General features: G+C 44.5%; 9 protein-coding genes. All 9 read left to right on the forward strand.

What is annotated here, in order from left to right:
• Positions 1-4 precede the first annotated feature (4 nt).
• Positions 5-1252 carry a DUF4998 domain-containing protein gene (locus U0035_RS00380; RefSeq protein ID WP_114791342.1) on the forward strand — a complete coding sequence of 416 codons (1248 nt, stop codon included), beginning with the start codon at positions 5-7 and terminating at the stop codon, positions 1250-1252.
• Positions 1253-1313: 61 nt separating this feature from the next.
• Positions 1314-3314, forward strand: a complete 2001-nt coding sequence (locus U0035_RS00385) for a retaining alpha-galactosidase (RefSeq protein WP_114791343.1) — start codon at positions 1314-1316, stop codon at positions 3312-3314.
• A gap of 22 nt (positions 3315-3336) precedes the next feature.
• Positions 3337-4227, forward strand: coding sequence for an SMP-30/gluconolactonase/LRE family protein (locus U0035_RS00390; RefSeq protein WP_114791344.1), 891 nt, complete (start codon positions 3337-3339; stop codon positions 4225-4227).
• Positions 4228-4240: 13 nt separating this feature from the next.
• Positions 4241-4993 carry an SDR family NAD(P)-dependent oxidoreductase gene (locus U0035_RS00395; RefSeq protein ID WP_211316448.1) on the forward strand — a complete coding sequence of 251 codons (753 nt, stop codon included), beginning with the start codon at positions 4241-4243 and terminating at the stop codon, positions 4991-4993.
• An 18-nt stretch (positions 4994-5011) separates the two neighbouring features.
• Positions 5012-5764 carry an SDR family NAD(P)-dependent oxidoreductase gene (locus tag U0035_RS00400; protein WP_114791346.1) on the forward strand — a complete coding sequence of 251 codons (753 nt, stop codon included), beginning with the start codon at positions 5012-5014 and terminating at the stop codon, positions 5762-5764.
• A gap of 83 nt (positions 5765-5847) precedes the next feature.
• Positions 5848-7026, forward strand: coding sequence for a galactonate dehydratase (gene dgoD, locus U0035_RS00405; protein WP_114791347.1), 1179 nt, complete (start codon positions 5848-5850; stop codon positions 7024-7026).
• A gap of 174 nt (positions 7027-7200) precedes the next feature.
• Positions 7201-8946 (forward strand): hypothetical protein, encoded by a 1746-nt coding sequence (locus U0035_RS00410; protein ID WP_114791348.1) that lies wholly within the window; start codon positions 7201-7203, stop codon positions 8944-8946.
• Positions 8947-9012: 66 nt separating this feature from the next.
• The gene (locus U0035_RS00415; protein ID WP_162817896.1) at positions 9013-10470 is read left to right on the forward strand and encodes a phosphodiester glycosidase family protein; all 1458 of its coding nucleotides are present in this window, start codon (positions 9013-9015) and stop codon (positions 10468-10470) included.
• A 227-nt stretch (positions 10471-10697) separates the two neighbouring features.
• Positions 10698-12434, forward strand: a complete 1737-nt coding sequence (locus U0035_RS00420) for an alpha-L-rhamnosidase-related protein (protein WP_114791350.1) — start codon at positions 10698-10700, stop codon at positions 12432-12434.
• The last annotated feature ends 27 nt before the right edge of the window (positions 12435-12461 follow it).

The raw sequence follows: 12461 nt of genomic DNA on the forward strand, positions 1-12461 counted from the left end.
TAACATGAATAGGAAAATATTATTAACGGCATTAGCAGGCTTGCTCTTCTTTATAACTGGTTGTACAAAAATGGATAGTACCTATGAGCAGTATTTAGAAAAAGGCGGTATCATTTATCCCGGCCGGCCGGCGAAAGTTATATTAAACGGGGGTGATAATCGCATTAGGATCAGCTGGCCTAAAGGCCCGGATCCCAGTATTGTGAAGGTAAAGATAAGCTGGAACGTAGGAGCCGACTCGATAGTCGTTCCGGTAAGCGCAGGTATGGATACCATCAGCTGTATGATCAATAACCTGCCTGAGGATAGCTATTCCTTTACTATCATAACCTACGATAAAGATGGTCATAATTCTGTACCGCTGGAAGTATTCGGTACTACTTACGGTGCAAAATACCGGTCGAGGTTATTAGACCGGCCTGTATTGGCGGCCCAGCAAAAAAGCAGCGGAGAGGTATTTTTAGCCTGGGGTATCGCAGACGATAATCTTGGTGCATTGGGCACCGAGATAAAATATGTAAACCTCAAGGGTGATACAGTATATCGATTTGAAAGAAAGAATATCGATACCACTTTCTTCCAGGATTATAAATCGGGAACGAATTATTTTTACAGAACGCTTTTCCTGCCCGACTCTAATGCGATCGACACTTTTCGTACCACATTTACCAAAAAAGAAATAGTACCTTACGTACCGCCTGCTAAAATAGATCTCACCGCCAGGTACTTTAAAAACTATGCAGTGCCTTTTGTGGCCGAATTGTATGACGGCGCCCGTTTCGGAACTTTAAAAGACTGGACGATCAATAACGCTGTATTAAACCAGGGAGCAACGGGCAACAAGATCTACGGAGGTTACGATAATATTAACGGCGGACGTGCATTTGGTGTACAAAAATGGGGTGATGCAGACCCCGCAATCAATAATGGTAAAATTTACCAGACATTCTCCTTACCTGCAGGTGAGTATGAAGTTACGTGGACTACCGATGGCGCTACTTCAGCTGTGAACCGCGGTACACAGGCTCGGTACGTGGTGGCAGCCCTGGGTAACACTTTGCCTGATGTGACCGCTCTTTCCTCGGCACTTTCAAGCGCGAGCTTTGTTACCGGTGTAGACAGGTTCAATGTAAAAATTACGTTTACGTTACCGCAAAGCGCGCAGGTGTCTATTGGCATACTCATCAACTTTACAAGCGGCCAGCAGGCCTTCAGAGCAGGAGCCATCAAGTTGATGGGGCCGGATCTGTAAACACCGGCAAATAAAAAAACAAACTGAGATTATTAAGAACAGGATTAAAATGATACGTATAATGAAAAAGCTGGGTTGGATGTTGTCGGGAATACTGCTTATGATTACGGTTGCTAATGGACAGCGACAGATCCCTATAGCATCTCCCGATGGGAAATTGAAACTACTGCTTTCAATAGGCAAACAAATATCGTATTCCATGCAACATGCAGGCGATGTGCTGGTTGATAATGCCCGGCTTTCGATGACGCTTGCCGGTGGGGAAATATGGGGAGTAAGCCCGGTGGTAAAGAAGATCAGCAGATCTGAAAAAAACGAAACTATTCCTTATTATTTCGGTACCTCAGCCACCTTACAGAATCAGTATAAGGAGGTTGCTATTGATTTTAAAGGAGATTGGGGTTTGGTTTTTAGATTGTACAACGAGGGGGCTGCTTACCGTTTTGTGAACAGGCGGGAGACTGGTTTCAATATCATGGATGAAGAAGTGGGACTAAACTTTCCGGGCGATTTTCAAACGGTCACTAATTACACTTCAGGATCGAAAGACAAGCCTGCTCCTAAAGAAAAGCAGCTGGAAACCGCCTTTGAAAATTTTTACGATGTAATACCGCTTTCAAAAATAGATAGCCGCAGGTTGATCGTTCTTCCCCTGGTGATAGACGTGGGTAAAGATAAAAAGGTGATCATCACGGAGTCTGATCTCGAATCTTATCCGGGGTTGTATTTGAATCGTGTTGAAGGCGCTAATGCACTCAGTTCCTATTTTGCCGCCTATCCCGATGCCAAGCACCAGGGTGGCGGAAGAAATATACAGATGCTGGTAGATAAGCGGTTTGATTACATAGCAAAAGTGACAGGCAAGCGGAATTTCCCCTGGAGAGTTTTCGTAGTTACTACAAGAGACCAGGATATGCTTGGTTCTGAATTGGTATATAAGCTTGCTGAGCCGTCCAGGATCAAAGATGTTTCCTGGATCGAACCTGGCCTGGCCATGTGGGACTGGTGGCACGACAGGAATATGACACATGTTAGTTTTAAGACAGGTGTTAATACCGAAACCTATAAATACTATATCGACTTTGCTGCTGCTAATAACATGAAGTATGTGGTAGTGGATGAGGGATGGTCTGACCGGAAGAAAGTAGATCTTTTTGCGGTAGTTCCGGAGATGAACATTAAAGAGATTGTGGATTATGGAAAAAGAAAAAACATCGGCATTTTGTTATGGGCAGGTTACTGGCCTTTGGATAGGGATATGGAAAGAGCGTTTAAGCATTATGCTGAAATAGGGGTTAAAGGGTTTAAAGTAGACTATCTGAACCGCGATGACCAGGAAATGGTAGATTTCGTGTATCGTTCTTCAGCTACAGCTGCTAAGTATCAGATGATCCTCGATTTTCACGGTATTTACAAGCCAACCGGCATTCAGCGTACTTTCCCTAATGTTTTAAATTTCGAAGGGGTCATGGGTTTGGAAACTTCAAAATTTTCAGCGACAACGGATATGGTGGACAATGATGTTACGATACCTTTTATCCGCATGTTGGCGGGTCCTATGGATTATACACCCGGTGCTATGCGCAATGCGGCCAAAGGCAATTTCAGGGTAATCGGTAATCAGCCTATGAGTCATGGTACCCGTTGCAGGCAGCTGGCCATGTACGTAGTGTATAAGGCGCCACTGCAAATGATCAGCGATAACCCTTCCGAATACATCAAAGAACCCGAGAGCTTTGATTTTATAAAAACCGTCCCGGTAAGCTGGGACGAAACCGTAACCATCAATGGTAAACTAAGAGAACACCTGGCTCTCGCAAGGAGAAGCGGCCGCGATTGGTGGGTAGCAGGTATGACCAACTGGGACGAACGGACGATGGAGATGGATCTGAATTTTCTACCGGCAGGTAATTATGAAATGCTGTTATTCACCGATGGGATAAACGCAGACAGAAATGGTAGCGATTATAACCGCGAGATCAGGAATATAAAATCCGGAGAAAAGCTAAAAGTAAAGCTGATGCCTGGCGGAGGATTTGCTATGAAGCTCCGCAAAATTTAAAAAGAGCAACGAATTAGTAAAGATGACGATTCAAAAAATGTTAGAACTGAATTGCCAGCTGGGAGAATCACCCGTTTGGGACGCCGGGCGGTCGGCCATTTGTTGGGTGGATATATCGGGGCAGGCTATACATGAATTTAATACAGTATCAGGAGCGCAGCACACAGTTTTGCTCGGGCAACCTGTCGGTTGTATAGCGCTTTGCGATAATGGCGATTTTTTGGCAGCCTTGAAAGATGAGGTCGTAAGGATAGATCGTTTAACAGGAACCATGCAATCTGTAGTAACCGGTCCGGAGCGTCGCCTTTTAACCAATCGCTCTAACGATGGTAAATGTGATGCCAGGGGGAGATTCTGGTTTGGTACCAAATCATTTACCGATGAAACGGGCGCAGGCAATCTGTATTGCGTAGCAGATGGGATTTGCTCTTTACAAATTCCTAGAGTCACGATATCTAATGGTATTGCCTGGAGTTTAGATAATCGAACCATGTACTACATTGATACACCCACCTTCAAAGTGGTTGCTTATGATTATGACCTGGATACGGGTAGCATCAGCAATAAACGAACCGTAATTGAAATAGCTGAAGAAGAAGGTTTTCCTGATGGGATGACAATCGATACCGAAGGGATGTTATGGATCGCGCACTGGGGTGGCTTTCAGGTAGCGCGCTGGAACCCGTCAACCGGTGCCAAATTATCGGCTATTCGGCTTCCGGTAGCTAATGTTACTTCCTGTGTCTTTGGGGGAGCAACTTATGAAGACCTCTATATAACAACAGCGCGGGATGATATGAGGTTGGATAAAGATTCAATTGATAATGATGAGGGCTGTCTCTTTGTAGCAAGGCATTGTGGCTTTAAAGGATTGCCTGCGAATAGGTTTAATGTAAAAAACACTGAAAATTAATAAAAACGGAATCATGAGAAGATTTGAAAATCAGGTGGCAATAGTAACGGGTGGTGCAGAAGGTATAGGAAAAGCTGTAGGACTAAGATTAGCTAACGAAGGGTGTAAGATTGCTATTTTAGACCTTAATGAAGATTTGCTGAGCGAAACGGTAAAAGAGTTCACCAGTTTGAATTATATAGTAAAAGGTATTTCCATTGATATTAGTAAAGAACAGGCCGTAAGGGGTGCCGTGGATGAAGTGGAACAATTCTTTGGAAAGATAGATATCATGGTTAATTGCGCAGGGATAGTAGGGCCCAGCAACACCCGGATAACGGCTTATGAGCTGAGTGATTATGACAAAGTATACGATGTTAACCTGAAAGGTTCTTTTCTGATGACGAAGTACAGTATTTTAGCCATGGAAAAAAATAACTATGGAAGAATACTTTTGATGTCATCGATTGGAGGTAAAGAAGGCAACCCTTTTATGTGCGGTTACGCATCTTCCAAGTCGGGCGTTATGGGCTTAGTAAAAGGAGTGGGGAAGGAATATGCTAAAACGGGGATCACTATTAACGGGTTGGCGCCGGGAGTGATTAAAACTGCCATGAATGCCAATACCGCCGCAGAACAATTAGAGTATATGGTAAGCAAAATACCTATGGGAAGGCTGGGTACCGTTGAGGAGGTCGCAGCCATGGCTGCCTGGGTGGTATCAAAAGAGTCCAGTTTCAACACAGGCTTTATCTTTGACCTATCAGGTGGCCGTGCCACTTATTGATCAGGAAACTAAACAGGAATGAGAAAAAAAGTAGTCGTATTAGGTGGAAGCTCAGGAATTGGTAAGGCAGCTGCACAACGTTTTGCAAAAGAAGGATGGGAGGTGCTGGTGGCGGCCCCGGATATCGATAATGCAAGGAATGTAACGGCGGGTTTAACAGGTGAAAATCATCAGGCTTTACAGTTAGATGTTACAAATCCCGCATACCTGGAGCAATTACATACATATGTAGAAAAAGACTTTTTCCCCTTACATGCTATTGTTAATTCGATTGGTATCTCAAAATCGGTGGATGTGGTTCAGTCTGATTTTGAAGAGTGGGATAGTCTTTTGCAGGTAATGATGTATGGGGTTATTAAAGCAACAAGAATACTGATCCCCTTTCTTGTAAATGGAGGTCGTATCGTAAACGTTACTTCCATACATTGGAACCGCGTAGCAAGAGGGAGCTCTTCCTATGGAATGGCGAAGGCCGCTATTACGCAGTTTACCCGTTCACTGGCAGTAGAGCTGGCTCAAAAAAATATACTGGTAAATGCCGTAGCGCCGGGTTTTGTAAATACAGGCATGTCGGTAAAAGAAGACGGTAGAAATGAGCTGGATTCTGAATGGTTTAAAGATAACTATGTAAAGAATGATCACCTTCCGTTAAAGCGGGCGGCAGAGCCGGAAGAAATAGCGGGCGTAATATGGTTTCTATCCGGCCCCGATTCCAGCTATATCACGGGTTCTGTTATAACGGTAGATGGAGGCCTTACTATAACATTTTAATAGGATCTGGCCGGGTTGTATAAAAACTTAATTGCAGGTGTTATTGGAACCGATGATGCCCTGAACTAAAGCAAACAAAACAAATGAAAATAACTCGTGTTGAAACGCATGTATGTAATGCACGTATGCGCAACTGGATCTTCGTAAAAGTAATAACCGATCAGCCCGGTCTTTGGGGATGGGGAGAAGCTACCCTGGAATGGCATACCCGTTCGGTGGTAGGAGCAATTGAAGATGTATCGCAACTCATAGTGGGGGAAGACCCCAGGAGAATTGAACATTTATGGCAGATGATGAACCGGCAGCACTTCTGGCATGGTAATAACGTGGTTAGGGGGACAGCCATTAGTGGCATTGATATTGCGCTTTGGGACATCCTGGGTAAAATTCATAACGTTCCCAGTCATGAACTCATGGGTGGTAAAGTACGGGATTTTATCCGCCTGTATTCGCATCTGGGAGGTGGAAAGATGGAGGATTTTTACCAGACGAAGCCCGATGATGCCAACCGATTTGCAGAACTGGCATTGCAATCTGTAGCAGAAGGTTTTTCAGCTTTTAAGTCAATGGCAGTACCTGTTACTGATACTTTGGAAGGGTTGAAACCCATACATTATGCGGAAGCTTGTGTAGCTGCTATGCGCGATGCCGTAGGCGTTGATGTAGATATCATGGTTGATTGCCATGCACGTCCCAGCCCGCGTATGGGTATGCAATTTGCAAAAGCACTGGAGCCTTACGGTCTGTATTTTTTCGAAGAACCTTGCTGGCCTGAGCATATGACAGATATAGCCCGTATACAGGAATCTGTAACAACGCCTGTCGCAACTGGTGAAAGACTTACGTCTATACATGCTTTCAGAGATCTGTTGTCATTGCGGGCTGCCAGTGTCCTCCAGCCCGATATTGTTCATTGCGGAGGGTTGACTGCCGCTTTAAAGATCAGGGCGATGGCCGAAGCCTATGGAGTGTCCATAGCACCTCACAACCCGCAGGGACCTGTCAGTACTGCTGCCTCACTTGAATTCGGATTCGCTACACCCAACTATATTATTTGTGAAACCGTGCATAATGATGTGCCCTGGCGGGAAGAAGTAGTACAGGAAGGATTTTCCATCAACAAATCCAACCGTACGGTAACCCCTTCTGCGAAGCCGGGTCTTGGTATTGAGATCAATGAGGCTATCATTAAGAAACATCCCTTTGAACAGGAGTTGCCACAACGTGTTTTTTACAAAGATGGCGCCGTAGGGGATTGGTAAGGATGTCTCTCAACAGTAATGAATGCCTGCCCGATTTTGGCTGCTAAACAATAGATAGCGAAGGAGAGGTGGATTGATCCGGAAGCTGGTGAGCAACAATTCAAAAGAATGGATGTCAGGGTGAAATGAGCTGACCTGTCCGTCTTTAGTTTCCCTATATTCAAAATGATAGATATGTCCCGATTGCCTTTTAGCCTTTTACTGATAATATTTCCATTGAGCCTGGTCTGCTATAGCCAGGTTTTAAGTGGTGTAGATGACCTGGGCAGGATATTGCCCCAAAATAGTGTAGTGGGTGATCCGGTAAAGAACCGGCAGGTGGGTATGTTTTATTTTCTATGGCAGGGAGATGCCCGGTCGAAAGTTTCTGAACGCTCCTGGGATCTGACTGATATGCATGAAAAGAATCCCGCCATATTTAAGGATTTTCACCATCCGGGCTGGGGCGGAGGGGCTGGAATAGCGGGCAGGTACTATTTCTGGGGTGAATCCGTTTATGGTTATTATCGCGGCGATGATTATTGGGTGCATTTGAAAAATATACAGTTGTTAACTGATGCTGGCGTTGATTTTTTAGTGATTGATGCGACCAACCGGCTGATTTACGAAGAGCAGTCAGATATACTGTTTAAAGCAATTGAGGCAGTTCGTAAGCAGCATAAAAATCCGCCAAAGGTGGTGTACTATACCAATACGGCCTCGGGTGCTGCTATGCAGGATATTTACAATAAGTACTATAAAGAAGGAGCTCCTTACAGGTATCCCGATAGCTGGTTTTACCTCGATGGAAAGCCCTTGATTATTGGTATATCAAAAGAAGCTACAGGGTCTGATTATGCCGGTTTCTTTACTTTCAGGGAGTCGCAATGGCCCAACGAAAAGCAAAAGGTAAATGGGTGGCCCTGGATCGAATTTCAGCGTCCGCAGTATGTGTACAGCAATCATAAGGGAGAACGGGAGATTGTGAATGTTTCGGCTGCGCAGCATCCTAACCTTGAAGCATCCATGGGCGGTTCGGCGTTCTATGGTAAGACAGGTAACTGGGGAAGAAGCTTCCGTAATAATGAACCGGGTGATCCTTCTATCGATCTGCATTATGGTTACAATATCCAGGAGCAATGGGATTTTGCGATCCAACAAAATGTTCCCTTTGTTTTTGTAACAGGATGGAATGAATGGGTGGCAGGTAAGTGGCGATCCCAGTCAAAAGACACCAGCCAGTCGCTGTTCGTTGATCAGGCAAGTCCCGAGTATAGTCGGGATATAGAACCTTCGCTAACAGCAGGTTTGAGAGATCATTACTATATGCAACTGGTGGCCAACATAAGGCATTACAAAGGTATTAATGATGCCGGTGTTATATACAGGCAGGATAAAAGTGGTAAGGCTATTGACTGGGATCGTATACCTGTAGCTTACCAGGATTATACCGGTGATGTTTTACACCGCGATCATCCGGCTGCAACCTCTGAGCCGCTGATTGTATATAAGAATACCTCGGGAAGAAATGACATCGACAATTTAAAGGTAGCTGCCGGCAGGGACCGGCTGCATTTTTTTGTTCGTACCGTGGTTAACTTAACCTCAGCCAGGGAAGATAACTGGATGACATTATGGTTGAATACCGATGCCTCCTGCCGGTCTGGTTGGCTGGGGTATGATTACAGGGTCGTTAAAGGCCATTTACTACAGCGTTATGTAAACAATAGCTGGCAATCGCAGGGTAATGTCAAACATAGCGTTGATAACAATAGCCTGGTGCTGGAAATTCCTTACCGGTCGCTCGGTTTGCCGGCAGGCAATTTCTCTATTGAAATGAAATGGTCAGATAATATGCAGCATAATGACCCGCTGGACTGGTACGTAAACGGAGATGCTGCGCCGGGAGGCAGGTTTAACCTGCTGTTACAGGTAAGGTAACAATAATCGCGTTTTAATAGAATTGACTTATTATTAAAAGGTATGATAGGAGTTTACAAAAAAAGGATGCTTGCAATTGTAATGGTGGTTCTCGTCCAGCTTTACGCTTGCAATAAAAAATCAACCGGCGCTGAAGATGGAGCTATATCCAGGGTAACCATAAGATCGGGTTACAATAGAGTTCAGTTATCTTTTAACGTCGGTAATAGTAAGGCCGATGCCTTTTTAGTTACACATAGCGGTTCATCTGAGGTGATTCGCATCAATGCTTCGCAGGCAGTTAACGACTCCATTAAGCTATTTATCGAAAACCTGGAGCAAGGGTATTATACCTTTAAAGTGGAAGCTGTACGTGTAGACGGAAGTAGTATCGGGGGCTCACAAATTGTAAATGCAAGAACCTATGGCGACAGGCATATTTCAGGTCTAGCAACTACACCCGCGGCCGACCTGGTATTTATCAGGGATGAAACACCCTATCTTTCCTGGTCGGGATCTTTTCCTACAGATTTTATAGGTACCGAGATCCGCTATACTAATATGTCCAATCAAACAACAAGTATTCGATCTTATGTTGCAGATGGTGTTTCTGTGCTACGAGGTTATAAAGAAGGTACGGCATTCGAATACCGTTCGATGTACTTACCGGCCAACAGCGTTGATACATTTTTTTCAGCATCTATTAAAACACCTGCCCCTGCTTATTTTGCCAGTCTTGCCAATAAGTATATCATAGAAAAGTCGGGCATGGTAAGCGAAATAACAGAACAGTCAAGAACAAAATTGCATAACCATGTGGAATACTCAACATTGAGGTTTAAAACGGCAACTGGAAATCCGCAAAGTTTGTTTATAGTAGCAGCCGATTTAAGCAAGGCCAATCTGGGGCTCAGTACATTAATGCCGGATAATGGTACAGCCTTTAAAATCCAAACGGTAAAACAGATGGCGCAGAAGCGGGCAGCGGCTGGTCAGAAGGTGCTGGCGGCTGTGAACGGAGACTTTTTCGACTGGACACCGGTAGAAGGAAGACCCTGGGGCCCGGTAGTGGTAGAAGGCAATGTGATCAAGAACTTTTTAAAAGCCGGTATTAATTCGTCTTATATCGGGGTCAAAAAAGACGGCAGTTTAGCCCTTGGTGTGGCATCTTCATTAATGAGTACAGATTACGCCGGTTTTCACAACCTCATAGGTGCGGGCGAAACAGTGCTGTACATGAATAAAACACGAAGAATTTACAACGATACCGACCGGCATCCGAGAACTATGGCAGGATTTACAGATGACGGTATCCTGTATTTGATTGTTGTAGATGGGCGTAGAAATGACTACTCAATAGGTATGACCCTCGATGAACTTTCCAAAGTGATAGGTAGCCTTAATGTGAGTTTTGCAACCAACCTCGATGGAGGCGGGTCCAGTACAATGGTTGTGAACCAGAATAATGGACTGGCCGTTACAAACCGCTTTTCTGATGCCACGGAGAGAGCGATTGCTAATGCCATTGCGATTGTAGAAAAGTGAGCGGAGTTTTTGCGCCGCTCGAAAATATATAAGAGTTATACATAAGATTATATCAATAAAAGTATTTTATTTGTTATGCCCGATACAATGACTGAAGTAAACGAACGGTTATCCGTAAGGTCTGATATTGCAACGATTGTTATCACATAAAGTAACTCTTTTACACGAACGCCGGGGGCGGTCTGTTAAGATATAAGTTAGATTAGTATTGAATAAAACGATTCTGAATGAAAAAAAGAAATGCCCTTTTAGTTTTATGGATCAGTGTATGTGTTTTGTCTCTGAACAGTTTTGCTCAGCCTAAAGGAGGAACGCAAAAGATAAAAAGCTCTCTTACCCGGGAATATATTTATCCAACGAGGATCGTCTGGCAAAAAGGAGAAATCGCACATGCAGGAAAACTGTTAGAGAAGGGAATCGGGCAGGCTAGTCTCAATAATTCAAATATTATTATTCTTAAAAATAAAGGAACCGACACTGCAAGTATTTTGCTCGATTTTGGTAAAGAGCTGCATGGTTCGCTGGAAATTATAACAGGTATGTGGCCGGCACCCAATAATGCACGCACTATCCGTGTGAGATTTGGAGAATCGGTAAGCGAGACAATGGCGGAGTTGGGTGAGCACGGTTCTACGAATGATCATGCTATCCGTGATTTTAAACTCATGCTGCCCTGGCTGGGTAAAGCACAAACAGGGGAATCCGGATTCAGGTTTGTACGGATAGACTTATTGGATAAAGACGCTGTATTGCAGTTAAAAGAAGTGCGCGCAGTATCTACAAACAGGGATATACCTTACCTGGGCTCTTTTAAAAGCAGTGATGAGCGGCTAAATAAGATCTGGCAAACCGGGGCATATACCGTGCACTTAAACATGCAGGATTACCTGTGGGACGGGATCAAGCGCGACCGGCTGGTTTGGGTGGGTGATTTGCATCCTGAAGTTTCAACGGTTAACACGGTTTTTGGATATAACGAGGTAGTGCCCAAAAGTCTTGACCTGGCTCGTAATACCACGCCCTTGCCGGGGTGGATGAGCGGCATCAGTACCTATTCTATGTGGTGGATCATTCTTCATTACGACTGGTATATGCATCATGGTGATCTGAACTATTTAAAAGAGCAGAAAGATTACCTGCAGAGCCTTCTCAAACAAATTGTAGGTAAAGTACAAAACGGGAAAGAAAAAATGGATGGTAATCGTTTCCTCGACTGGCCTTCCAGTAAAGATACTATAGCTATTCATGCAGGATTGCAGGCAATGACCATTTGGAGCCTGGAGAAAGGTGCTGAATTATGTTTGGTTATGGGAGAAGAAGCAACAGCCCGTTTATGTAAGGAAACGGTATCAAAGCTCAGGACAGTAGTTCCCCCGCATAATAACAGTAAACAGGCGGCGGCGTTACTGTCGATCACCGGAATGCTCAATCCCCAAACGGCTTTTGAAGAAGTATTGTCAGTAGGCGGCGCCAAAAACTTCTCTACCTTCTATGGTTATTATATGTTAGAAGCGATGGCGAAGGCAGGGAAGTACCAGGAAGCGATGGATATCATTTCCACTTATTGGGGTGCCATGCTGGATTTGGGCGCTACTACGTTCTGGGAAGATTTTAATATGGACTGGTTGCAGAATGCAGGGCGAATCGATGAAATGACGCTGCCAGGTAAAGTCGATATTCATGCCGCCTACGGAGACTATTGCTACGTCGGTCATCGTCACAGTTTTTGTCATGGTTGGGCTTCAGGGCCTACCGTTTGGCTGTCGCAGCATGTACTGGGCATTCAACTGGCTGGTCCCGGTGGTACAACTTTTCGTGTCAGCCCTAACCTGGGTAACCTGTCTTTTGCAGAAGGTACTTATCCCACATCATTGGGAACTATTTATGTAAAGCACACAAAAGACCGTAAGGGTAAGGTTGTTAGTATAGTAAAAGCACCGAAGGGCATCCGTATTGTAAAGTAACCCAATCCTGTAATTAACATTCTAAAC

Source organism: Niabella yanshanensis (assembly GCF_034424215.1).
Taxonomy (GTDB): domain Bacteria; phylum Bacteroidota; class Bacteroidia; order Chitinophagales; family Chitinophagaceae; genus Niabella; species Niabella yanshanensis.

What these genes read in the sequence shown, in the direction of transcription:
- U0035_RS00390 (WP_114791344.1), top strand. Translation starts at nt 3,337, where the DNA reads ATGACGATTCAAAAAATGTTAGAACTGAATTGCCAGCTGGGAGAATCA.
- U0035_RS00395 (WP_211316448.1), top strand. Translation starts at nt 4,241, where the DNA reads ATGAGAAGATTTGAAAATCAGGTGGCAATAGTAACGGGTGGTGCAGAA.
- dgoD (WP_114791347.1), top strand. Translation starts at nt 5,848, where the DNA reads ATGAAAATAACTCGTGTTGAAACGCATGTATGTAATGCACGTATGCGC.
- U0035_RS00410 (WP_114791348.1), top strand. Translation starts at nt 7,201, where the DNA reads ATGTCCCGATTGCCTTTTAGCCTTTTACTGATAATATTTCCATTGAGC.
- U0035_RS00420 (WP_114791350.1), top strand. Translation starts at nt 10,698, where the DNA reads ATGAAAAAAAGAAATGCCCTTTTAGTTTTATGGATCAGTGTATGTGTT.
- U0035_RS00415 (WP_162817896.1), top strand. Translation starts at nt 9,013, where the DNA reads ATGCTTGCAATTGTAATGGTGGTTCTCGTCCAGCTTTACGCTTGCAAT.
- U0035_RS00380 (WP_114791342.1), top strand. Translation starts at nt 5, where the DNA reads ATGAATAGGAAAATATTATTAACGGCATTAGCAGGCTTGCTCTTCTTT.
- U0035_RS00400 (WP_114791346.1), top strand. Translation starts at nt 5,012, where the DNA reads ATGAGAAAAAAAGTAGTCGTATTAGGTGGAAGCTCAGGAATTGGTAAG.
- U0035_RS00385 (WP_114791343.1), top strand. Translation starts at nt 1,314, where the DNA reads ATGAAAAAGCTGGGTTGGATGTTGTCGGGAATACTGCTTATGATTACG.